Annotated in this window: 18 protein-coding genes; 9 read left to right on the top strand and 9 right to left on the bottom strand. The window is 63.1% G+C overall.

Translation table 11 applies throughout. The features are described 5' to 3' along the window. Nucleotides 1-2: 2 nt before the first annotated feature. Nucleotides 3-1,073, top strand: a complete 1,071-nt coding sequence (locus BLT75_RS17920) for a YeeE/YedE family protein (protein ID WP_093035037.1) — start codon at nt 3-5, stop codon at nt 1,071-1,073. On the opposite strand, the gene BLT75_RS17925 is transcribed toward BLT75_RS17920, so the two are convergent. From BLT75_RS17925 to BLT75_RS17945, 5 genes are all read right to left on the bottom strand, one after another. Then, entirely contained in the window at nt 1,009-2,286 is a 1,278-nt protein-coding gene (locus tag BLT75_RS17925) for a DUF3422 family protein (RefSeq protein ID WP_093035041.1), read from the bottom strand. The genes BLT75_RS17920 and BLT75_RS17925 overlap by 65 nt on opposite strands. A gap of 186 nt (nt 2,287-2,472) precedes the next feature. Beyond that, nucleotides 2,473-3,906: an NAD(P)(+) transhydrogenase (Re/Si-specific) subunit beta gene (locus tag BLT75_RS17930; protein WP_093035044.1), complete on the bottom strand. Its 1,434-nt coding sequence runs from the start codon at nt 3,904-3,906 to the stop codon at nt 2,473-2,475. 13 nt (nt 3,907-3,919) lie between these two features. After that, nucleotides 3,920-5,491 carry a Re/Si-specific NAD(P)(+) transhydrogenase subunit alpha gene (locus BLT75_RS17935; protein ID WP_093035047.1) on the bottom strand — a complete coding sequence of 524 codons (1,572 nt, stop codon included), beginning with the start codon at nt 5,489-5,491 and terminating at the stop codon, nt 3,920-3,922. Nucleotides 5,492-5,621: 130 nt separating this feature from the next. After that, nucleotides 5,622-6,071, bottom strand: a complete 450-nt coding sequence (locus BLT75_RS17940) for a methyltransferase family protein (protein ID WP_093035050.1) — start codon at nt 6,069-6,071, stop codon at nt 5,622-5,624. A gap of 188 nt (nt 6,072-6,259) precedes the next feature. Then, complete coding sequence (locus tag BLT75_RS17945) at nt 6,260-7,207, bottom strand: MBL fold metallo-hydrolase (protein ID WP_093035291.1); 948 nt, start codon at nt 7,205-7,207, stop codon at nt 6,260-6,262. A gap of 118 nt (nt 7,208-7,325) precedes the next feature. On the opposite strand from BLT75_RS17945, the gene BLT75_RS17950 reads away from it, so the two are divergent. Both BLT75_RS17950 and kynU read left to right on the top strand, forming a co-directional pair. After that, on the top strand, nt 7,326-8,078 hold the full coding sequence (locus BLT75_RS17950) for an SDR family NAD(P)-dependent oxidoreductase (protein WP_093035053.1): 753 nt from the start codon (nt 7,326-7,328) through the stop codon (nt 8,076-8,078). A gap of 123 nt (nt 8,079-8,201) precedes the next feature. Then, nucleotides 8,202-9,395, top strand: coding sequence for a kynureninase (gene kynU, locus BLT75_RS17955; protein WP_093035056.1), 1,194 nt, complete (start codon nt 8,202-8,204; stop codon nt 9,393-9,395). Here kynU and BLT75_RS17960 read toward each other — a convergent pair. Next, nucleotides 9,392-10,018: a TetR/AcrR family transcriptional regulator gene (locus BLT75_RS17960; RefSeq protein WP_245706574.1), complete on the bottom strand. Its 627-nt coding sequence runs from the start codon at nt 10,016-10,018 to the stop codon at nt 9,392-9,394. The two genes, kynU and BLT75_RS17960, sit on opposite strands and share 4 nt — an antisense overlap. Nucleotides 10,019-10,062: 44 nt before the next feature. Here BLT75_RS17960 and BLT75_RS17965 point away from each other — a divergent pair, with 44 nt between their 5' ends. The 3 genes from BLT75_RS17965 (at nt 10,063) to BLT75_RS17975 (ending at nt 15,140) form a co-directional block, all read left to right on the top strand. Further along, nucleotides 10,063-10,527 (top strand): (2Fe-2S)-binding protein, encoded by a 465-nt coding sequence (locus tag BLT75_RS17965; RefSeq protein ID WP_093035059.1) that lies wholly within the window; start codon nt 10,063-10,065, stop codon nt 10,525-10,527. Nucleotides 10,528-10,531: 4 nt separating this feature from the next. Further along, entirely contained in the window at nt 10,532-12,772 is a 2,241-nt protein-coding gene (locus BLT75_RS17970) for a xanthine dehydrogenase family protein molybdopterin-binding subunit (RefSeq protein WP_093035062.1), read from the top strand. A gap of 208 nt (nt 12,773-12,980) precedes the next feature. Next, nucleotides 12,981-15,140 carry a Hint domain-containing protein gene (locus tag BLT75_RS17975; RefSeq protein ID WP_143028596.1) on the top strand — a complete coding sequence of 720 codons (2,160 nt, stop codon included), beginning with the start codon at nt 12,981-12,983 and terminating at the stop codon, nt 15,138-15,140. Nucleotides 15,141-15,150: 10 nt separating this feature from the next. Here the strand turns inward: BLT75_RS17975 and BLT75_RS17980 are convergent, their stop codons facing one another. The 3 genes from BLT75_RS17980 to BLT75_RS17990 all read right to left on the bottom strand — a co-directional run bounded on the left by BLT75_RS17980 (nt 15,151) and on the right by BLT75_RS17990 (nt 18,712). Next, nucleotides 15,151-15,930, bottom strand: coding sequence for a gamma-glutamyl-gamma-aminobutyrate hydrolase family protein (locus BLT75_RS17980; RefSeq protein WP_093035068.1), 780 nt, complete (start codon nt 15,928-15,930; stop codon nt 15,151-15,153). A 122-nt stretch (nt 15,931-16,052) separates the two neighbouring features. Further along, a complete protein-coding gene (locus BLT75_RS17985; RefSeq protein WP_093035071.1) occupies nt 16,053-16,478 on the bottom strand; it encodes a GlcG/HbpS family heme-binding protein in 426 nt (141 codons plus the stop codon). An 86-nt stretch (nt 16,479-16,564) separates the two neighbouring features. After that, nucleotides 16,565-18,712 (bottom strand): malate synthase G, encoded by a 2,148-nt coding sequence (locus BLT75_RS17990; protein WP_093035074.1) that lies wholly within the window; start codon nt 18,710-18,712, stop codon nt 16,565-16,567. Nucleotides 18,713-18,933: 221 nt separating this feature from the next. Here BLT75_RS17990 and pepN point away from each other — a divergent pair, with 221 nt between their 5' ends. The 3 genes from pepN to BLT75_RS18005 are packed head-to-tail and all read left to right on the top strand — an operon-like array spanning nt 18,934 to nt 22,658. Further along, the gene (gene pepN / locus BLT75_RS17995; RefSeq protein WP_093035077.1) at nt 18,934-21,486 is read left to right on the top strand and encodes an aminopeptidase N; all 2,553 of its coding nucleotides are present in this window, start codon (nt 18,934-18,936) and stop codon (nt 21,484-21,486) included. Nucleotides 21,487-21,489: 3 nt separating this feature from the next. Next, complete coding sequence (locus tag BLT75_RS18000) at nt 21,490-22,230, top strand: SDR family oxidoreductase (protein ID WP_093035080.1); 741 nt, start codon at nt 21,490-21,492, stop codon at nt 22,228-22,230. Beyond that, entirely contained in the window at nt 22,227-22,658 is a 432-nt protein-coding gene (locus tag BLT75_RS18005) for a hypothetical protein (protein ID WP_093035084.1), read from the top strand. Before BLT75_RS18000 ends, BLT75_RS18005 begins: the two co-directional genes overlap by 4 nt. The last annotated feature ends 101 nt before the right edge of the window (nt 22,659-22,759 follow it).

Here is a 22,759-nt window from a genome sequence, read left to right on the forward strand (position 1 = left end):
GCATGTTCGAGTCCCTCGGCTTCCAAGAAACCACCGCGAAAGAGATCAGCGTTCTGTTCGGAATAGGTCTGGGCGTCCTGTTCGGCCTTTTGGCCGAGCGTACCCGTTTCTGCTTTCGCCGGGCTGTCGTGGGCCAGGATACGCGTCAGGCTGCCGGGATCTGGTTCATGGCGCTGGCGGTGGCCATCGCCGGAACTCAAGCCGCGGTGTCTGCCGGATTGATTTCCTTTGCAGACCACAGACTGCTTAGCGCCGATCTTCCTATCCTCGCAATCACGTTTGGCGGGCTCATTTTTGGTGCCGGAATGGTTCTGACACGCGGATGCATTTCCCGCCTGACGGTACTGGGCGGCACCGGAAACCTGAGGGCGTTGACCGTCGTTCTGGTCATTGCGGTGGTCGCGCATGCGATGCTGAAGGGTGTCCTGTCTCCGCTGCGCACCACGCTTGGCGCGGTCACGCTTGACCTCGGCGAGGCAGCATCGTTGGCGGGCCTGCCCGGAGGCGGCGCCTTGTGGTCTGCGCTGCTGGCCGTTTCGGCGCTGGCGGTGGCACTGCGTTCCGGCAACCGTCTGCTGCCGTTGGGTGGCGCAGTTCTCATCGGTCTGCTGGTTCCGCTCGGCTGGGTTGGTACCGGGTATATCCTGCTGGACGAGTTCGACCCGATCGCGATGGAAACCCTGTCCTTTACGTCACCCTCTGCCGATACGCTGTTCTACTCGATCGCTTCGACCTCGATCGCGCCCGGTTTCGGCGTGGGTCTGGTTGGCGGTGTGCTGCTGGGCGCGCTGGCTGCTTCCCTGCTGTTTGGCAGCTTCCGCTGGCAGAGTTTCGAAAACCCGCGCCAGACAGGGCGTTACATGGCCGGGGCTGCGCTGATGGGCATGGGCGGAGTTCTCGCCGGCGGCTGTACATTGGGCGCCGGCCTGAGCGGAGTGCCGACGCTGAGCGTCGCCGCGCTGTTGGCTTTGGGCTCGATCGCGGCAGGCGCCCGGCTGGCGGATGCCATCATTCGAGACGGCGCCGGATTCTCCGGATCGACCACCAGACGCCAGCCACAACCGGCAGAGTGACAAGCGCGGTCAGCATGCCCTTGCTGACCCCAAATTCCGTCAAGGGATACAGCAGATATCCGACCAGCGACACGGCGTAATAGCTGATCGCCACCACTGACAGCCCTTCGACCGTGTGTTGCAGGCGCAGGGCCAGGTCGGCCCGGCGATCCATGCTTTCCAGCAGCGCCTGGTTCTGGGCGCTCCGCTCAACGTCGACCCGGGTGCGCAGCAGATCGCCGGCCCGGATTGCCCGGTCCGACAGGCGTTTCAATCGCTGTTCGGCAGACTTGACCGTTCGCATCGCCGGTTCGTACCGGCGCAGCATGAAATCCGCGAAGGTCTGGCGCCCGCCAAAGCGTTCCTCTCTCAGCGACTGGATCCGCTGCGCGACAATGGCCTCATAGGCGCCGGTTGCACCAAAGCGGAACTCCGAGCGCGCCGCCATGGTTTCCAGCTCAGCCGATGTGGACAGAAGCTGCGGCAACAGTTCCTCGGCCTGGTGCTTGCCATCGGTCATTTCGACCATCAACTCGGTCAACCTGGCGTCGAGCTGCCCCAGTTGCGGCGCCAGATCCTTGACGCGGGCAAATCCCAGCATCGACATCGCCTTGTAGGTCTCGATCTCGCAGAGCCGTTGGATCACCCGTCCGATCCTGCGCTCACCTGTTTCGGGCGCAACGAAAACCGCAAATCGCATGTGGCCGGCCGGGTCGATGCGAAAATCGCCAGCAGCGACCGCAGCACGGTCGAGCACATGTGCCACAGCCAGGCTTTCGGGAACGAACCATTCCGCCAGCGCTTCACGTATCTCGTCCTCCGGGGGGCGATGAACGACGCGCAGCAAGGCGGAGGTCACCCGTTGCCCGGGTGCTGCATGCAGCCAATCCGGGGGAAACACCTCGAAATCCGCAGGGTTGAACGCACGATCGCTTACCCCCTGGGCAAAGGCGGTATAGGTCACGAATTCGGTGTGGCTTTCCCATTTCAGCCAGTGTCGCCCGATCCGGCCCGCGTAATGCGTCGCATCCGGTTGCGGGTGGAGGGCACCGTGGCGGTCAAGCAGGTCGATCAGATGCGCCCGATCCAGCGCACGGTCGCGTGCCGCCGCGATGCCCGGTTGCTTGATCGCCAGATAGGCCACCGTGCAGGGCGCGTCGGAAATTGGAAACGGCCGCGCATGCAACTCGTTTGCAAGCGCAAAGCGCAGGGGGTGGTCCTCTATGGGCGTCATCGGAGCTCTCCGGTTTCGAGGCACTATATACGTCCGCCAGATTTCAGCAAATATTTATTTATTTCAGTAAGTTACTGGATACATTCGCATACATCCCCTCAAGCGCCCGATAGCGGAGCCAATTGGTGCCCCCAAATGGAAAAGGGGCGCCACCTGGGCGCCCCTTTGCTTTGCGATGGGTCCGGATCAGTCGATCATCGGCAGCAGCCTGTCCAGCGATTGCTTGGCGTCGCCGTAGAACATCCGGGTGTTCTCCTTGTAGAACAGCGGGTTCTCGATGCCCGAATAGCCAGTACCCTGGCCCCGCTTGGACACGAAGACCTGTTTGGCTTTCCAGCACTCCAGAACCGGCATGCCGGCGATGGGGCTGTTGGGATCTTCCTGCGCCGCCGGGTTCACGATGTCGTTCGAGCCGATGACGATGGCGACATCCGTGTCCGGGAAGTCCTCGTTGATCTCGTCCATCTCCAGCACGATGTCATAAGGCACCTTGGCCTCGGCCAGCAGCACGTTCATATGCCCGGGCAGACGGCCCGCCACCGGGTGAATGGCGAAGCGGACGTTCTTGCCCTTGGCGCGCAGCTTGCGGGTCAGTTCGCTGACCGATTGCTGCGCCTGCGCCACCGCCATGCCGTAGCCGGGGATGATGATGACCGAGTCGGCATCGTTCAGAGCCGCCGCCACGCCTTCGGCGTCGATGGCGATCTGCTCGCCCTCGACCTCCATCGCCGGGCCCGTGGTGCCGCCAAAGCCGCCCAGGATCACCGAGATGAACGACCGGTTCATCGCCTTGCACATGATGTAGCTGAGGATCGCACCCGAAGAGCCGACCAGCGCGCCGACCACGATCAAGAGGTCGTTGCCGAGACTGAAACCGATCGCCGCCGCAGCCCAGCCCGAATAGCTGTTCAGCATCGACACAACCACCGGCATGTCGGCGCCGCCGATCCCCATGATCAGGTGGTAGCCGATGAAGAAGGCCGCCAGCGTCATGATCAGGAGCGGCACGAAGCCACCCGAGTTGAAGTACCAGATGAGGCAGATCACCGACAGCGCGGCCGCACCGGCGTTCAGCATATGGCCGCCGGGCAGCTTGGTTGCAGCCGAGGTGACCTTGCCCGCCAGCTTGCCGTAAGCGACGACCGATCCGGTGAAGGTCACGGCCCCGATGAACACGCCCAGGAACAGCTCGACGCGCAGAATGTTCTGCTCGACCGGGCTCTTGTGTGCCAGCAATGCGGCAAAGCCTTCCAGACCGTGGCGGGCTTCCTCGCTCATCGACAGGACATTGCCCAGTTCGAAATGGGCGTTGTAGCCGACGAACACGGCTGCAAGACCAACCAGGCTGTGCATCGCGGCGACCAATTGCGGCATCTCGGTCATCTGTACGCGCTTGGCGACATAGGTACCGATGATGCCACCGGCGGCGATCAGCACCAGTGACAAGAGCCACAGGCCGGAACCGGGGCCGATCAGGGTGGCGAAAACCGCCAGCGCCATCCCCACAATGCCGTACCAGACCGCGCGCTTGGCGCTTTCCTGGCCCGAAAGCCCGCCAAGGGAGAGGATGAACAGAACAGCCGCGACCACATAGGCGGCAGTGGTGAAACCGAATTCCATTTGCCCGGCCTCCTTACGATTTCTGGAACATGGCGAGCATGCGCCGGGTGACGAGGAAACCGCCGAAGATGTTGATCCCGGCCATGAAGACCGACAGGCCGGCCAGCAGGATCACCAGGAACGACCCCGATCCGATCTGCATCAGCGCACCCACGATGATGATCGACGAAATGGCGTTGGTGATCGCCATCAGCGGTGTGTGCAGGCTGTGCGAGACGTTCCAGATCACCTGGAAACCGACAAACACCGCCAGTACGAAGACGATGAAATGCTGCATGAAGCTGGCCGGAGCCACCAGCCCCACCAGAAGCATCAGCAGGCCGCCCACCGTCAGCAGCGTGACCTGGTTCTTGGTCTGCGCCTTGAAGGCTGCCACTTCCTTGGCGCGCTTCTCCTCGGGGGTCAGTTCCTTCGTCTTTTCCTTGGGCTTGGCCGCGATGGCCTGGATCTTGGGCGGCGGCGGCGGGAAGGTGATCTCACCCTCGTAGGTCACCGTCGCGCCCCGGATCACGTCGTCTTCCATGTTGTGGTTGACCTTGCCATCCTTGTCGGGGGTCAGGTCAGTCATCATGTGACGGATGTTGGTGGCATAGAGGCTCGAGGCCTGCGCCGCCATCCGGCTGGGGAAGTCGGTATAGCCGATGATGGTCACGCCATTCTCGGTCACGACCTTCTCGTCCTTGACCGTGCCTTCGACGTTGCCGCCACGCTCGGCGGCCAGGTCGACGATCACCGACCCCGGTTTCATCGCCGCGACCATGTCCTTGGTCCAGAGGACCGGCGCCGGGCGGTTCGGGATCAGCGCGGTGGTGATCACGATGTCCATCTCCGGGGCCAGCTCGCGGAACTTCTTGAGCTGCGCGGCGTGGAATTCGGGGCTCGACACCGAGGCGTATCCGCCGGTGGCCGCACCATCCTGCTGCTGTTCCTCGAAATCGAGATAGACGAATTCGGCGCCCATCGATTCGACCTGCTCGGCCACCTCGGGCCGGACGTCGAACGCATAGGTGATCGCGCCGAGGCTGGTCGAGGTGCCGATGGCGGCAAGCCCCGCCACACCGGCGCCGACGATCAGCACCTTTGCCGGCGGCACCTTGCCCGCTGCGGTCACCTGCCCGGTGAAGAAACGGCCAAAGTTGTTGCCCGCCTCGATCACGGCGCGGTAACCGGCGATATTGGCCATGGACGACAGCGCGTCCATTTTCTGCGCCCGGCTGATGCGCGGCACCATCTCCATGGCGATCACGTTGGCGCCCTTGGCCTTGGCCAGTTCCATCCCTTCCGCGTTTCCGGCCGGATTGAAGAAGGAAATCAGCGTCTTGCCCTTGGTCAGCCGCTTCAGTTCGGTCTCGGTGGGTTGCCGCACCTTGGCGACGATGTCGATCTCTTTCCAGAGCGCCGCGGCGGTCTTGACGATCTCGACGCCAGCCGCCTCGTATAGCGCATCCGCAAAGCCCGCAGCGGCACCGGCCCCGCTCTCGATCGCGCAGTCATAGCCCAGTTTCTGCAACTGCAAGGCAGACTCCGGTGTCATCGCGACGCGGTTCTCGCCCTCGAATATTTCTTTTGGTGTGCCTATTTTCACCAGTCAGGTCCCCCTATTCGGCCCGGAGATCGGACGCGTCACGGTTAGGTTTGCAAAGCAAACATGTATCTTGCGCAATTTTTTCTCGCAAGCGCAGCATGCGCGACGTTGGGTCCAGTCCTGTCATGTCCTATATCCAACGCCGCGTTTTTTGTTCGTATCGGGCAAAATCCGCCCGGAATTGCCGTCGGAGGCGGTTCTCCTCGGGCAGGATAAAGCGTTTTTCCAGCAGCCAGGCAAAGACCGGCACCAGAACCAGCGAGAGCACCGCGTCGAGATGCAGAATCACACCGGTCAGAATCAGCACGTCACCCAGATAGATCGGGTTGCGGCTGCGCTTGTAGATGCCACTCTGCACCATGGCGGACGGTGCCCGATGGGGGATGATGGTGGTTCGATGACGGCGAAACTCGACCGCCGCCAGCAACAGCAACACCACCCCGCCTCCGATCAACAGACCGGCGATCAGATCACTCAACCCGCTATCCAGCGACAGGCCGAAAGAGAAATAGCGCTGCTGGGCCCAGGCCACGGCAATGAAGGCCGCCAGCCATATCGGCGGCAGGTCAATGCGTTGCATGGCCGTTCCTTTCCGGGCATCCGCCCGAATATCCCCAAGCGTTCATGGCGCACCTCTAACCGGTTGCGACAGGATTTGCAAAAAAACCGACCATGCTGCGACAATAAGGGAGGCGGCGGCGGCAGTCATGCCACAGCCCGGGCAGATTTTCCTGTTTTCACGCCGGATCGGAACGCTTGTTCCGCCCCTTACTCCCATTCCATCTCGGCAAAGACGCGACCTGCATTCTTGGTCGCCAGTTCCTCGAACGTATCCAGATTGCGCCAGCGTTCCTGATCGACGTAATAGGCGCCCGCCAGATCGCCGCCCTCTTCGATATGGGCGCCGATCTTCTCGCGCAGATCAACAAGATAGTCATAGGTATAGCGCCGCACCTGATCCAGATTGGTCGGGTGCCCATGGCCCGGGATCACATAGGTGGGGGCCAGCGGCTCCATCTTGGTCTCCCAGGTCTCCAGCCAGCAACTGGTGCAGGTATGCTCAAAGATTGGCAGCATCCGCTCGTGAAAGGCGATGTCGCCCGCAATGAGGATCTTCCACTCGGGGATCCAGACCTGGATATCGCCCGGATCATGCGCCGGCCCCATATGCATCACCTCGATCGCTACTCCGCCCAGCGTCAGGTCGTACCGATCCTCGAATGTCACATTCGCATGTTCGACCCGCGTGCCTTCGGCCCGGTCGCCGTTGTAGCGCTCCATGCCCATGAGGATGAAATCGCCATTTTCGGTGGTTTCCTCGACCGCGTCCACATGGGCCAGAACATCGACCCCCAAATCGCGCCAATAACTGTTGCCCAGCATGGCATGGCCCTGCCCGTTCTCGTTGATGACCATCACAACGGGCTGGTCGGTTACCAGCTTGATCTCCTCGTGCAGGGCGGCAGCCAGCCGGGCCGAGGCGCCGGCATTGACCACCACAACGCCCTCGTCGGTCACGATGAAGGACAGGTTGTTGTTATGCCCCGCGTTCTCGTAGGTCGGCGGTGCCGTAGCTCCGATGGCCGAGAACACATGCGGAATCACCTCGACCGGTTTCGAATAGAGTTCAGACTGCGGATACTGGTCCGGGATATCCTCGCTCGCCCCGGCGGTACTGGCCGCCAGGATCGCCGCCGCCCCAAGATATTTCTGCATGACACTCTCCTCCGAATGAATCATTCATATTTGTGCATAAGACGAAACGGAACGATACGGAACGTCTTGTCACAGGGCCACCGGCCGATAGTCTGTGCGCAAACATGGAGGAAGCGCAATGAGCTTGCAGGGAAAACATGCGCTGGTCACGGGTGGCGGCACGGGCATTGGCCTGGCGATCGCGCGCGGGCTGGCAGCCGGGGGCGCCACGGTCACCATAACCGGACGGCGGGCCGAGGTTCTGGAGCAGGTGGCCGGTGATGGCCTGATCGGGATGGTGATGGATGTGCGTGACGAGGAGGATGTCGCCGCCGGTATCTCCCGGGCAGTCCAGGCGCGCGGGCCGATCCAGATCTGTGTCGCCAATGCCGGCATAGCGGTCGGCAAGACCCTGCAGAAGACAGATATGGCCTTCTGGCGGGACATCATGGCCACCAATCTTGACGGCGCCTTCCTGACGATCCGGGAAAGCCTGCGCTCGATGCTGGAAACCGACTGGGGCCGGGTGATCACCGTTGCCTCGATCGCCGGACTGCGCGGCGCACCGGGCGCAGGCGCCTATTCGGCTTCGAAACACGGGATGATCGGGCTGACCCGCACCTATTCAGAAGAATTCATGGGAACGCCCTATACGTTCAACGCGCTGTGCCCCGGTTATGTCGACACTCCGATCGTGGAGCGCAATACCGCCTCGATCTCGCAACGGACCGGCTTGGCGTCAGAAGAGGCGCTGAAGCTGATGGTCAACCAGAACAGGCACAAACGCCTGATCGAACCGGAAGAGGTCGCCGCAGCGGCGCTCTGGCTGGTCGGGCCCGGTTCGCAAAGCATCAACGGCCAGTGTATCGAAATCGCCGGTGGCCAGACCTGATACCGCGGGGCGGGCATCGCGCACACCCGCCGGCCTCGGCAAACAAGCTCTGGACAGCCCCCGCGCCAGCCCCTATCAGTGAGGCAATATGCTTTAGGCTTAAAATACCATGCGGAGGCCACCATGACCGATTTTACCGCCACCAAGGCGATGTTCGACCTGCCCAAAGGTGTGCTCTATCTCGATGGCAACTCCCTTGGACCGTTGCCCAGCGCCGCAGTGGCGCGGGTCGGCGAGATGATGGCCGCCGAATGGGGGCAGATGCTGATCACTGGCTGGAACAAGGCCGGCTGGATGGCCCTGCCCACCGATCTCGGCGACCGGATCGGGCGCCTGATCGGCGCAGAGCCCGGTCAGGTCGTGATGGGCGACACCCTGTCGATCAAGGTGTATCAGGCGGTTGCCTCTGCACTTGAGCTCATTCCGGGGCGCAAGGTCGTGCTGTCCGACAACGGGAACTTCCCGACCGATCTCTACATGGTCGACGGGCTGCTGCGATCGCTGGGCGCAGGGTACGAGTTACGCATCGTCGACCCCGAGGCGGTCGAAGGCGCCATCACCGAAGAGGTCGCGGTGCTGATGCTGACCGAGGTCGACTATCGCACGGGCCGCAAGCACGACATGAAGGCATTGACAGCCAAGGCACATGCCAAGGGCGCGCTCACGGTCTGGGATCTCGCGCACTCCGCCGGCGCGCTGCAGGTCGATCTGGCCGGATGCGGGGCCGATTTCGCAGTGGGGTGCACCTACAAGTACCTCAATGGCGGCCCCGGTGCGCCCGCCTTCATCTATGTCGCGCCGCGCCATGCGGACAATGTACGCCCGGCGCTTTCTGGCTGGCTGGGGCACGAGGCACCGTTTGCCTTCGATCTGGATTATCGTCCGGGGTCCGGCATCGAACGAATGCGTGTCGGCACCCCCCCGGTTATTCAGTTGACGGCGCTGGCCGCCGCGATGGATGTCTGGGACATGGCGGATATGACCGATGTACGCGCAAAGTCGGTCGAACTGACCGAGCTTTTCATCGCCGAGGTCGAAGCCGCCTGCCCCGAGCTGGAACTGGCAAGCCCGCGCGACCCGAACCTGCGCGGCAGCCAGGTCTCCTTCCGCTTCGCCGACGGCTATGCCGCGATGCAGGCCCTGATCGCCCGCGGTGTGATCGGAGATTTCCGCGCGCCCGACATAATGCGTTTCGGATTCACCCCTCTCTATATAGACGAGGGCGATGTCCGCGCCGCCGTCGATATCCTGGCGGATGTGATGAACAATCGCCTGTGGGACCGTAACGAGTACAAGGTCCGCGCGCGCGTCACCTAAATTTTCAAACCTGCCGCAAGCAGTGCCGCAAGCTGGGCGGCGTGCGCGGTGTAGGTATCGTAATCGGGCGCTGTCATCTTGATGCCCTTGAGGGCGGCGGCAATCGTCGCCGCGACCGCTGCGGGATCGCCTGACAATCGAACGCGGCCCGCCTCGGCTTCCCGCCGCAACCAGTCGGAATAGACCTTTTGCAATCCGGCCTCTCCAGCCTCCACGATATCCGGCGCGGTGGACGTCCCCGCATCCAGCAATTCCATGCCATGCGGTGAATTCAGCAGCGCCGCGACTTCGTCGCCTTGCGCTGCAATGGCCCTGCCCAGACGAACTTCCACCGGTGCATCAGCATTCAACGCTTCCGTCAGTGTCTGGATCTTGTCGGCATAGTGCATCTCGACCAGGCTTCTGAAGATCGCTTCCTTGTTCTTGTAGTGGAGATAGATGGCCGCGCGGGACATTTTCGCGCCGCGCGCTATGTCATCCATGGATGTCTTGCGAAATCCATAGGTGGCAAAAGCATGCCACGCCGACTCCAGTATCGCCTTCACCCTTGGATCAATGCCCGCATCTTTCATGATACTCATTAGACAATATCGACAAAAAATGTCAATTGACAAAATTGACATTATAGCCATATTTTGTCAGGATCGACTAAAGCAATGAGGTCATCATGCCAACTTCCCTGACCATCAACGGCAAGACGCATCGGGTCGATCTGCCTGACAACGTGCCCCTTCTCTGGGTACTTCGCGACGAGATCGGGCTGACCGGAACCAAATTCGGCTGTGGAGTCGCCGCCTGTGGCGCCTGCACGGTTCATATCGACGGCGAGGCGGTGCGCAGTTGCCAGGTGGCGCTCAGCGATGTCTGGGGCGAAGTAACCACGGTCGAGGGCCTTGGTTCTCCAAAGGCGATGTCCGCAGTACAGCAAGCCTGGGCTGACCATCAGGTTGCGCAATGCGGCTATTGCCAGTCCGGTCAGATCATGCAGGCGGCCGCCCTGCTGAGCGCCAATCCCGAACCAACCGACGCCGAGATCGATGAAGCGATGCAGGGGAACCTGTGCCGGTGCGGCACCTATCCCCGTATTCGGGCCGCGATCCGTACGGCAGCAGACAAGATGAAGGAGGCATAAGAGGATGGCCAATATCGGAAAGATCGTCCGCCGCACCTTCCTTGTCGGGTCCGCCGCCATTGTCGGCGGGGTCGCCTTCGGCGCCTACTACCTGTCCCGTCCGGCGCCCAACCCCCTGACGCCCGGACCGGGGCAAGCCGCCCTGAATCCCTTCGTGCTGATCGACGCCGAAGGCATAACGCTTTTTGCCCCGCGTGCCGAAATGGGCCAGGGCGTGCATACGACCTGGGCAGCGCTGATCGCGGAAGAACTGGATGTCGAACTCGACCAGGTCAGGGTCCTGCACGGGCCGGCGGCCGCGGCATATTACAACACGGCCTTGTTGGGCGAGGCCCTGCCGGGCAAGGGCTACGACCAGTCGAACTTCATGCACAGCCTGGCCGAAGCCGCCGGCGTGGTTGGAAAAGTCCTCGGCATGCAGGTCACCGGCGGTTCGACGTCGATGGTGGACGGGTTCGAGCGGATGCGTGAAGCAGGCGCTGCCGCCCGCGAAACCTTGAAAGAGGCGGCGGCCCAAAGGCTCGGCGTGCCGCGTGACCGGCTGAGCACGAAAGGCGGCAAGGTCATCGCACCCGACGGAACCGAGATCGGCTACACGGAACTCGCCGAAGAGGCGGCCCGGATCGACCCGGTCGAAGGCGCACTGCGCAGCCCCTCCGACTGGCGGTTGCTGGGCCGCAACCTGCCGCGTGTCGACATGGTGGCCAAAGCCACCGGCACAGCAGAATTCGGGATCGACATTCGCCTGCCGGGCATGAAATTCGCCAGCCTGCGCATGTCCCCGCGACTTGGGGCCGGCATGAAATCCTTTGACGACAGCGCGGCCAGGACAATGCCGGGCGTCGAACGGGTCATCGACCTCGGCACTGGCGTTGCCGTGGTGGCCAACAACACCTGGCTCGCCATGCAGGCACTGGACGCCATCGAGATCGACTGGGAAGACGCGCCCTATCCCCCCGAAACGGATCAGATTTTTGCCGCGATCGCTGCCGCCCTGGATGGTGAGCCGAACTCGACCATGCGCGATGATGGCGACGTGGAGAGCCTGCCCGCAGGTGCGACCCTAGTCGAGGCGGAGTACACCGTACCCTACCTTGCCCACGCAACGATGGAACCGATGAACACGACCGCGCTCCATACCGGAGACCGGCTGGAACTCTGGTCCGGCAACCAGGCGCCGCTCCTGGTACAGAAGCACAGCGCCGAGGCCGTCGGCCTGGATCCCGAACAGGTCGAGGTTCACACACCTTATTTGGGTGGCGGGTTCGGTCGCCGCGGCGAGGTGGATTTCGCGGTCCTGGCTGCGCGGGTTGCCCGCGAGATGCAGGGAACGCCGGTTCAGCTTACCTGGTCGCGCGAAGAGGACATGCGGCACGACTTCTACCGCCCCGGCGCTGTTGCACGCCTGCGCGGCGCCGTTCAGGACGGCAAGCCGGTGCTGGTGGACGGTTCGATTGCCGCACAATCCTGCGCACAGCAGGCCATGGGCCGCTGGCTGGGGATGGCGATGGGCGGACCCGACAAGGCCACTGTCGATGGCGCGTTCAACGCCCCGTATGCCATACCCAACTTCCGCATTCGCGGTTATCTGGCCGATCTCCAGGTGCCCGTCGGATTCTGGCGTTCGGTCGGAGCGTCGATCAACGGGTTCGTGTTCGACACGTTCATGGATGAATTGGCCCATGCCGCCGGGCGTGATCCGCTCGATTTCCGACTGGAACTCGCGCAGGCCGAATGGGCGCCCGCCGCCGCCGTGCTGGAGGCCGTGCGCGACATGTCGGGCTGGACAGGAAAGACGCCGGATGGCATCGGCCGCGGTGTGGCCTTTACCTATTCCTTCGGTACACCGGTCGCCCAGGTGGTCGAAGTCCACCAGCAGAATGACGGCATCCGCATTGCAAAGGCCTGGATCGCGGCCGACGTCGGCCTGGCGCTGGATCCGGGCACGGTCGAGGCGCAACTGGTCGGCGGCATGATCTATGGCCTGTCGGCGGCCTGTTTCGGCAAGATCACCTTTTCGGGCGGCGAAGTCGAACAGATGAACTTTCCCGACTACGACGCCTTGCGCATCCACAACACACCAGAATTCGACGTTCGCGTTCTCGAAACGAAGCATCGGCTCAGTGGCATCGGCGAGCCCGGAACACCGCCTTCGATGCCGGCCCTCGGCAATGCCCTGTTCGATCTTACCGGCAGACGGGCCCGCAGCCTGCCGCTGTCCGAGCACTTCGATCTTCTGACGTGAACCGGCCTCAACCGTATCGGCAACCCGCGCCAACCGGCGCGGGCCTGCCGTTCACAAAAACGACACAAATGTTTCCCGATCGGCCCCAATCCAACCGCTGTGTTGCCACTGTCGTCATCTAGGGACGACACTGGCGGAACAGGCATGTCCCCCTCCCGCCCCAGAAGCAATGAGATTTCAGCGCAGAAACGCGCGGAAGGTGGAACACATGCCCAGTGGTTATCTTGTAACCCTCGGGGTCGATCAGGACCTGTCGCTCGCAGCCAGTATCGGCGGCGCCCTGGTCAATTTCACTACTGCGGAACTGATCGGCTCCGGCGAATGGGCGTGGTCGGGAACCTTCGGCGGGACAACCTACAACAACCAACTGGAAACCGGCCAATACTTTCAGGCGACGGATGGGAACCTGTACTTCGTGCCGGACCTGGGACCGGTCAGCACCTTGTCCGAAGCCCAAGCCGTGTCCGCCCCCTACTTTTCACCTTTCAACAAGGTTCAGGGCACCAGCAACGACGACCTGATCGACGATACCTATGCCGACAACAACGGCAACTCGGTCGACAGCGGGCAAGGATCCGGCCCCGACGGCAACGGCGATCAGGTCTTTGCCGGCCAGGGAAACGACACCGTCGACGCCGGGTTGGGCGATGATCTGGTCTATGGTGGCTCAGGGAATGATGACATCCAGGGCGGCGACGGAGATGATCTCCTGTATGGCGACGGTCAGGGCAGCAGCACCGAATCCCTGAACTGGTTCGCCGAAGGCACTGACGGCACCGACCTTTCCGGCGGCTTTACCCAGACGACCGGCAGCATGAATGTAAGCGTCAGCTTTACTGACGACGGCAACAACAGACCCGTTTTCGAGGTGGATACGGCTCAGGAAACCTATGTTGACAGCGGTGACATACAATCGGAATTCTCATCCCTCTACCTCGCGGGCCAGGGTCGGGGAGCAACCTCGACAACCCGGATAGAGTTCTCGGCCCGCTCCGACTTCGATGTCGCAGGCGAAGTCGAGAACGTCATGTTCCGCATCAACGACATCGACTGGGCCAGCCGCAACCATCGCGACATACTCGAGATCAATGCCTATGACGCCAACGGCAACCCGGTCGCCGTCACCCTGACCCCCACGGGAGCCGGCACAAATCCCGACACGGTATCCGGCAACACGATCACAGCCGGCGACCAGTCCGACAGTGCACTGGATGAATCCGGGTCGGTTCTGGTCGAGATTGCCGGGCCGGTACAGTCCATTGAAATCATCTACTCAAACGCGCTCAGCGGCACCCAGGCCGTCTGGATCAGCGATGTCTACTTTGACACCCGCACTCTGCCGGACGGGAACGACACGATCGATGGCGGCCTTGGCAATGACACGATCGACGGCCAGGGTGGCGACGACTCGCTTCTGGGTGGCGAAGGCGACGACGAACTCAGCGGCAATGACGGATCCGACACTCTCTCGGGCGGCGCGGGTAATGACCTGCTGTCTGGCGGCGAAGGGCCAGACCTGATCTTCGGCGACGGCGGTCAGGATACGATTTCAGTGTCCCACGGCGACACTGTCCATGGTGGCGATAACGACGATTTGTTCGTTTTGACCGATCTGGGGGAAGCCGGTGGCGGCAGTATCGAGATCGTTGGCGGTGAAAGCGACGAAACTGGTGGTGACACTCTCGACCTTGGCGGGGTCGTCAACCTTGGCACCATCAACCTGACGACAAATCTACTTGGTGAAAAGGCGGGCACAGTCGAACTTCTTGACGGCACGCTGGTCACGTTTTCAAACATCGAAAGCATCATCTGCTTCACGCCCGGCACGCTGATCGCGACCGCGCACGGGCAGCGCCGCATCGAAACGCTGAGCCCGGGCGAACTGATCGTGACCCGCGACAACGGTTTGCAGCCGCTACGCTGGATCGGCAGCCGAACCGTGGCGGCCCAGGGCAGGCACGCACCGGTTCAACTTGACCCGGCCCTGTTGCAGGGCGCAAGCGCGCCGCTGCTGGTGTCCCCGCAACACCGGATGCTGTGGACGGGATCGCGCGCCCAGATGTATTTCGGCGAACCCGAAGTCCTGATCGCGGCCAGCCACCTGCTGGAAAATCCCGCCGCCCGGCGGGTCGAGGGCGGGCAGGTCACTTACATCCACCTGATGCTGGACCGCCACGAGATCATCTATGCCAACGATGCCGCGACCGAGAGCTTCTTTCCCGGCGACGAAGCCCTCGCCGCGCTTTGCGACCGCGCCCGGGACGAGATGTTCCAGCTCTTTCCGGAACTGCGCAGCCATCAGGGCGGATTCGGCGACACCGCACGATTGTGCCTGAAGGCGCACGAAGCCAGACTCCTGGCCGCCTGATACGCCGCTGTCAGGCCGACCTCTGCACCAACGGCACGGCCCGCCCGGCCGCCCATGCGCGCACCGCCTCGCCAAATGCCGTGAAAAGGGGGCGCGAAACCGGGTCGTTCGCCGCATCCCATTCCGGGTGCCACTGAACCGACAGGGTAAAGCCCGGAGCATCCTTCACATAGATCGCCTCGGGCGTACCATCGGGTGCCACGCCATCGACGACCACGCGACATCCCGGGCACTTGATCCCCTGTCCGTGCAGGGTGTTGGTCATCACTTCCGTCGCGCCGAACAGACGATTGAACACCCCGCCTTCAGTCACCGTAACCACGTGGCGCAGGGCAAATTTCTCCTCGAGCGTCCCGTCCGGCGGCATCCGGTGGTTCATTCGCCCCGGCAAGTCGCGGATCTCGGGATGCAACGTGCCGCCCAAGGCGACATTGACCTCCTGGAAACCGCGGCAGATGCCCAGAAACGGCTGCCCCCGCGCAACGCAGGCCCGTACCAGCGGCAGCGTGATCGCATCGCGCGCCCGGTCGAACTGGCCATGCGCCTCGGTTGCGTCCTCGCCATATTCAGCCGGATGCACATTGGGCCGGCCACCGGTCAGCAGAAATCCGTCACAGGTTTCCAGAAGCTCCTCGACCGAGACAAACCGGGGATCGGCAGGGATCAGCAGCGGCAGGCAACCCGCCACATTCGCCACGGCGTCGGAATTCATCGTCCCGCCCGCATGGGTCGGATACTGATCGTTGATGAGATAGGAGTTTCCGATGATCCCGACGACAGGCCGCGCCATGTTTCCCCTCTTGTCACATGCGTGACACACAGGTTATCCCGCCGCCTGTCGACCCGCAACATCAATGGCGGAACTACAGGGGCGCAAGCCCCTGTTCAAATGCGCACATTCGCTGCAATGCCTCAGATTTCACCGGTAAGCCCGGCAGCCTCGATCCCAGCCATCGCCGCGATGGCGTCATTGTCCGAGGTATCGCCGGTCACGCCCACGGCTCCGATCACGGCACCCTTCTTGTCGCGGACCAGCACACCGCCCGGCACCGGGATCACCTTGCCGCCGTAGACGCCATTGACCGCCGCCATGAAATAGGCCTGCGCCTCGGCCCGCGCCATCTGCGCCGTGCCGGCCATGCCCAGCATGACGGAGCCATAGGCCTTGCCCTGCGCGATGCCGAAACGGCCCGGCGATGCCCCGTCCTCGCGCTCGAATGCGATCACATGGCCTCCGGCATCCAGCACCACCACCGACAGCGGCTTGAGCTGCATCTCGCGCCCTTTTTCGAGTGCCTTGCGAATGATCACCCGCGCGCGTCGCAAACTGATTGCCATCTTTTCGCTCCCTGTTTCTTTCTGGTCAAAAATACTCTCGGGGGAGCGCGAGGGGGCAGACAGCCCCCTCGCTCCCGCATCCTCGATCACGCTCCGAGGCTGGCCTTCAGCTCCAACCGCCGCGCATGCAACACCGGCTCGGTATAGCCCGAAGGCTGCACCCGCCCCTTGAACACCAGATCGCAGGCCGCCTGAAAGGCGATGCCGTCGAACCCCGGCGCCATCGGGCGATAGGCCGGGTCGTCCGCGTTCTGGCCATCCACCACCTCGGCCATCTTGCGCATCGCGGCCATGACCTCCTGCGCGTCGACCACGCCATGATGCAGCCAGTTGGCGACATGCTGGGCCGAGATGCGGCAGGTGGCGCGGTCCTCCATCAGGCCGACGTTGTTGATGTCGGGCACCTTGGAACAGCCCACACCCTGGTCGACCCAGCGCACGACATAGCCCAGGATGCCCTGCGCATTGTTCTCGACCTCGCGGCGGATCTGCTCGGGCGACCACTTGCGGAAACTGGCCAGCGGGATTTCCAGGATGCCATCCACATGCGCCCGCCGCCCGCCGGCTTTGAGCGCCTTTTGTACCGCAAAGACATCGACCTTGTGATAGTGCAGTGCATGCAGGGTGGCTGCCGTGGGGCTCGGCACCCAGGCGCAGTTTGCCCCGGCCTTGGGATGTTCGATCTTGGTCTCGATCATCGCCGCCATCTTGTCCGGCATCGCCCACATGCCCTTGCCGATCTGCGCCTTGCCCGACAGGCCGCATTCCAGGCCAATATCGACATTGAGGTTCTCGTAGGCGGTGATCCAGGACTTGCGCTTGATGAAATCCTTGCGGCTGAACGGCCCCGCCTCCATGGACGTGTGGATCTCGTCGCCGGTGCGGTCAAGGAAGCCGGTGTTGATGAAACAGACACGCGACTTCGCCGCGCGGATGCATTCCTTGAGGTTGACGCTGGTGCGCCGCTCCTCGTCCATGATGCCGATCTTCACCGTATTGCGCGGCAGCCCGAGAATATCCTCGACCATGTCGAAGATCTCGACGGCAAAGGCCACCTCTTCCGGCCCGTGCATCTTGGGCTTGACCACATAGACCGAGCCCTTGACCGAGTTGCCGCCGTCGCGTTTCAGGTCATGCATGGCAATCAGCGTGGTGCAGAGCGCGTCCATCAGACCCTCACCGATCTCGCCACCTTCGCCGTCCAGCACCGCCGGGTTGGTCATCAGGTGACCGACATTGCGCACCAGCATCAGCGCCCGGCCCTTGACCGTCAGGTCAGAGCCGTCCGGCGCGGTATAGCTGCGGTCGGCATTGAGGGCGCGGGTAAAGGTTCCGCCGCCCTTGCTGACCTCCTCGGTCAGGTCGCCGCGCATCAGGCCCAGCCAGTTGGAATAGGCCAGGACCTTGTCCTCGGCATCGACACAGGCGACCGAGTCCTCGCAATCCATGATGGCTGAAACGGCACTTTCCAACACGACATCGGCCAGTCCGGCCTGGTCGCGGCTGCCCACCGGATGCGTCCGGTCGAACACCAGTTCCACATGCAGGCCGTTGTTGCGCAACAGTACTGCGGAAGGTGCCTTGGGATGGCCGCGGAAGCCCACGAATTTCTCGGGGCTGACCAGCGGCTGGTCGTCGACCAGCAGAGCCCCTTCATGCACGTAATAGCGGCGCGCATCCGCATGGCTGGTGCCCTTGATCGGAAAGGCCTCGTCCAGGAACACCCGTGCCCGCGCCACGACCCGTGCGCCGCGGCCACGGTCGTAACCACCCGCCGGGGCCGGACCACCCATCGCGTCCGTACCGTAGAAAGCGTCATACAGGCTGCCCCAACGCGCATTGGCAGCGTTCAGCGCATAGCGCGCGTTGGTGATCGGAACCACGAGTTGCGGTCCCGGAACGGTCGCGATCTCCGGATCGACATTCGCCGTTTCGATCTCGAATGCCTCGCCTTCGGGCAGAAGATAACCGATTTCGCTCAGGAACGTCTTGTAGGCTTCGTGATCATGCGGCTGGTCGCGATGCGCTATGTGCCAGTCGTCGATCCGGGCCTGAAGCTCTTCGCGCCGGGCCAGCAGCGCCCGGTTCTTCGGCCCCAGTTCGGCCACCATCCGGAAGAGACCCGCCCAGAAGCTTTCCGCCTCGACCCCGGTTCCGGGCAAGGCCCGCTCTTCGATGAAGGCGGCCAGTTCATCCGCCACCTGCAACCCGTTTCGATCAACCCTGCCCGTCATCCGAGTCTCCCGCCTGATAATTCGTGTACAACCGTATGCCGCTTCCAGTTAGAACGAAAGTTTCCGATACGCAACTTTTCGGTAAGTTTCTTTTACCAATTTTTTCGAATACTGTTTTTTGCCTTTTCGGAAAGCCACCCGCCAGCGCCCCGCGCGCCGCCTTGCACCCTCGCCCGGTTCTTCCTAACGTCGCGAACAATCCGCCACAGCCCGAGGTTCCCATGCGCGACGCCGCCCCCGCCACGATCTATCTCAAGGACTACGCCCCATTCGGCTATGTGGCCGACGCGGTCCACCTGACCTTCGATCTCGATCCGAAGGCTACCCGAGTTCACGCGCGCATCGACTTCCGCCCCAACCCCGAGACCGACGATCGTAGCTTTTTCCTGCATGGTGAAAAACTGAGCCTGATCCGAGCGGCCATCGACGGTATCGAGATCGCGCCACAGCTCACCGATACCGGCCTGACTTGCCCGGTCCCCGACGCACCCTTTGTCTGGGAGGCCGAGGTCGAGATCGACCCGGCCGCGAATACCGCTCTCGAAGGGCTCTACCTGTCCAACGGGATGTATTGCACCCAATGCGAGGCCGAGGGATTTCGCAAGATCACCTATTACCCGGACAGACCGGACGTGATGAGCACCTTTACCGTACGCATCAACGGCCCACACCCCCTGCTGCTGTCCAATGGCAACCCGGTCGCCAGCGGCGAAGGCTTTGCCGAATGGCATGATCCGTGGCCCAAACCCGCCTATCTCTTTGCGCTGGTGGCAGGCGACCTAGTAGCCCATTCCGACAGGTTCACCACCGTCTCGGGCCGCGAAGTGGACCTGAACCTCTGGGTCCGCCCCGGCGACGAAGGCAAATGCGCCTTCGGCATGGAGGCGCTGAAGAAATCCATGCGCTGGGATGAAGAGGTCTATGGCCGCGAGTACGATCTCGACGTTTTCAACATCGTGGCGGTCGACGATTTCAACATGGGCGCGATGGAGAACAAGGGGCTGAACATCTTCAACTCGGCCGCCGTGCTGGCCAGCCCCGAGACTTCGACCGACGACAATTTCGAACGGATCGAGGCAATCATTGCGCATGAGTATTTCCACAACTGGACCGGCAACCGCATCACCTGCCGCGACTGGTTCCAGCTCTGCCTGAAAGAGGGGCTGACCGTGTTCCGCGATGCGCAGTTCACGGCCGACCTGCGCAGCGCGCCGGTCAAACGCATCCGCGACGTGATCGACCTGCGTGGCCGCCAATTCCCCGAGGATCAGGGGCCACTCAGCCACCCGGTCCGGCCCGAGAGCTTTCAGGAGATCAACAACTTCTACACCGCCACCGTCTATGAAAAGGGCGCCGAGGTGATCGGCATGCTGAAACGGCTGGTGGGGGATCGCGCCTATGCCGAGGCGCTGGACCTTTATTTCGCCCGCCACGACGGACAGGCCTGCACCATCGAGGACTGGCTCAAGGTTTTCGAGGACGTGACCGACCGCGACCTGTCTCAGTTCAAGCGATGGTACAGCCAGGCCGGCACACCGCGCATCACGGTCGAGGAAGACTGGCAGGACGGCACCTATACGCTCACCCTGTCACAAACCACACCCCCCACCCCCGGCCAGCCCGAGAAACTGCCGCAGGTGATCCCGGTCGCGGTGGGCCTCCTGGGGCCGAACGGCGACGAGGTGCGGCCGACGCAGGTGCTGGAACTCACGCAAGACCGGCAAAGCTTCACCTTCGACGGGCTGGCCGCGCGCCCGGTCCCGTCGATCCTGCGCGAGTTTTCCGCCCCCGTGGTGCTGGAGCAGGAAACCACCCCTGCTCAACGCGCCTTTCTGCTGGCCCATGACACCGATCCGTTCAACCGCTGGGAGGCGGGCCGCACCCTGGCCGAGGAATGCCTGCTGGCAATGATCACCAAAGGGGCGGCGCCGGACGCCGACTACCTGAACGGTCTGCTGGCGGTGGTGCGGGACGACACGTTGGACCCGGCCTATCGCGCGCTCATGCTCGGCCTGCCCAGCCAGTCGGAAATGGCCGCAACCCTGCACCGGTGCGGCGTGACCCCGGACCCGCAGGCGATCTGGGACGCGACCGAAACGCTGCGCCAGTCCACCGCCCAGTACCTGCAAGACCTGCTGCCGCGCCTGCGCGCGGAAACGCAGGTGGACCAGCCCTTTGCCCCGGATGCCGAGCAATCGGGCAAGCGCGCGCTTGGTGGCGCGGCGCTGGCGCTGCTCACGCGCCTCGACGGCGGCGCACAGGCAACAAGCGACTATGGCCGGGCCGACAACATGACCCTGCAACTTTCGGCCCTGTCCTGCCTGCTCAAGGCGGGCAAGGGACAGACGGAGCTTGCCGCTTTCTACGACCAGTGGCGGCATGACCGGCTGGTGATCGACAAGTGGTTCGGCTTGCAGGTGGGTCTTGCTGCCCCCGAAAAGGCGGCGGACACCGCCCGGGCGCTTACCGGACACCCAGATTTCAACTGGAAGAATCCCAACCGGTTCCGGGCCCTGTTCGGCCCCCTCGCCATGCATCACGCCGGGTTCCATTTTGCCGGGGGCGCGGCCTATGAACTGCTTGCCGACTGGCTGATCCGGCTCGACCCGGTAAATCCGCAGACCACGGCGCGCATGTGCTCTGCCTTCCAGACCTGGCGGCGCTATGACGGCGAACGTCAGGCGCTGATCGGCGCACAGCTGGACCGAATCCTTGCCCAGCCTGGCCTGAGCCGCGACACGACCGAAATGCTGACCCGTATCAAAGGAGCCTGAGCCATGCGCAAGACCCTTCTCATCACCGGTGCCAGCGCCGGCATTGGTGCTGCGACCGCCCGCATGGCCGCCGCCCGCGGCTATAATCTGGCACTCAATTACCGCAGCGACCATGCCGGAGCCGAGGCCGTGGCCGAAGCCGCCCGCACCGCCGGCGCGCAGGTGATCCTGTGCCCCGGCGACGTGGCCGAGCCGGACCAGATCACCAATATCTTTGCCGCTGTCGACGCGGCTTTTCCCCGGCTCGACGCGCTGGTCAACAATGCCGGTATCGTCGACATGACCGCCAAGGTCACCGACCTGACGCACGCCCGCCTGCGGCGCATGTTCGACGTCAACGTGATCGGCGCCATCCTGGTCGCCAGAGAGGCGGTGCTGCGCATGCAGGCGCATGGACATGGCGGCGCCATCGTCAATGTCTCTTCGGCAGCGGCGCGGCTGGGCTCGGCCAACCAATATGTCGACTACGCGGCATCCAAAGCCGCGATCGACACCTTTACCAAGGGACTGGGCGATGAGGTGGCAGCGCAGAATATCCGCGTCAACGCCATCCGTCCGGGGCTGATCGAGACCGATATTCACGGCAAGGGCGGCGAACCGGACCGGGCGCAGCGGCTGGCCCATATGGTGCCGATGAAACGCACCGGATCGGCGGAGGAAGTGGCCGAGGCCATCCTCTATCTGCTGTCGGATGCCGCATCCTATATCACCTCGACCACGCTTGACGTGACCGGCGGGCGGTGAGCAGCCCCGTCCGATATGTGCGCCATGCCCGCAGCCCCCGCAACATCGCCATTCTGATCGCGGTGTGGGCCGGACTGTCGGCACTGGCTGTCTTTTTCGGCGCCGCCTGGTGGATTATTGCACTTGGCGCTTTGCCCACACTGCCGCTGCTTTGGGATATCGTCGCCGACCGCCAGGCGGGGCTGGATCTGGACGACAGCCGCATCAGCTGGTTTTCGGGCCGCATGACCGGCGTGGCCGAACTGGGAGAGATCGACCATGTCCGGCTGGACACGCGCTGGGATTTCTCGGTACGTGCCACGCTCTGCCTGAAATCGGACAGGCAACTGCGCCTTCCGCAGGAGTGCACACCGCCGCACCGCGACTTTGAAACTGTGTTGAAAGACCGTGAATTGACCGTGGTTCGGCACCATTTTGCCGGAAGGTAGCAGTTTGATGCCGATTTGAAGGCAATCCCCGCCTTGGCCGCAAAACCTGTCACGAAACACCCTCAGCCAGCCATGTTTGTGCCTCAAACCAACGGCAGATT

The sequence above is a fragment of the Ruegeria marina genome (genome assembly GCF_900101475.1).
GTDB classification, from domain to species: domain Bacteria; phylum Pseudomonadota; class Alphaproteobacteria; order Rhodobacterales; family Rhodobacteraceae; genus Ruegeria_B; species Ruegeria_B marina.

Excerpts from the sequence above, each read along its gene's own strand:
- BLT75_RS17920 (WP_093035037.1), top strand. The coding sequence starts at position 3 with ATGTTCGAGTCCCTCGGCTTCCAAGAAACCACCGCGAAAGAGATCAGC.
- BLT75_RS17925 (WP_093035041.1), bottom strand. The coding sequence starts at position 2,286 with ATGACGCCCATAGAGGACCACCCCCTGCGCTTTGCGCTTGCAAACGAG.
- BLT75_RS17930 (WP_093035044.1), bottom strand. The coding sequence starts at position 3,906 with ATGGAATTCGGTTTCACCACTGCCGCCTATGTGGTCGCGGCTGTTCTG.
- BLT75_RS17940 (WP_093035050.1), bottom strand. The coding sequence starts at position 6,071 with ATGCAACGCATTGACCTGCCGCCGATATGGCTGGCGGCCTTCATTGCC.
- BLT75_RS17945 (WP_093035291.1), bottom strand. The coding sequence starts at position 7,207 with ATGCAGAAATATCTTGGGGCGGCGGCGATCCTGGCGGCCAGTACCGCC.
- BLT75_RS17950 (WP_093035053.1), top strand. The coding sequence starts at position 7,326 with ATGAGCTTGCAGGGAAAACATGCGCTGGTCACGGGTGGCGGCACGGGC.
- kynU (WP_093035056.1), top strand. The coding sequence starts at position 8,202 with ATGACCGATTTTACCGCCACCAAGGCGATGTTCGACCTGCCCAAAGGT.
- BLT75_RS17960 (WP_245706574.1), bottom strand. The coding sequence starts at position 10,018 with ATGTCAATTTTGTCAATTGACATTTTTTGTCGATATTGTCTAATGAGT.
- BLT75_RS17965 (WP_093035059.1), top strand. The coding sequence starts at position 10,063 with ATGCCAACTTCCCTGACCATCAACGGCAAGACGCATCGGGTCGATCTG.
- BLT75_RS17970 (WP_093035062.1), top strand. The coding sequence starts at position 10,532 with ATGGCCAATATCGGAAAGATCGTCCGCCGCACCTTCCTTGTCGGGTCC.
- BLT75_RS17975 (WP_143028596.1), top strand. The coding sequence starts at position 12,981 with ATGCCCAGTGGTTATCTTGTAACCCTCGGGGTCGATCAGGACCTGTCG.
- BLT75_RS17980 (WP_093035068.1), bottom strand. The coding sequence starts at position 15,930 with ATGGCGCGGCCTGTCGTCGGGATCATCGGAAACTCCTATCTCATCAAC.
- BLT75_RS17985 (WP_093035071.1), bottom strand. The coding sequence starts at position 16,478 with ATGGCAATCAGTTTGCGACGCGCGCGGGTGATCATTCGCAAGGCACTC.
- BLT75_RS17990 (WP_093035074.1), bottom strand. The coding sequence starts at position 18,712 with ATGACGGGCAGGGTTGATCGAAACGGGTTGCAGGTGGCGGATGAACTG.
- pepN (WP_093035077.1), top strand. The coding sequence starts at position 18,934 with ATGCGCGACGCCGCCCCCGCCACGATCTATCTCAAGGACTACGCCCCA.
- BLT75_RS18000 (WP_093035080.1), top strand. The coding sequence starts at position 21,490 with ATGCGCAAGACCCTTCTCATCACCGGTGCCAGCGCCGGCATTGGTGCT.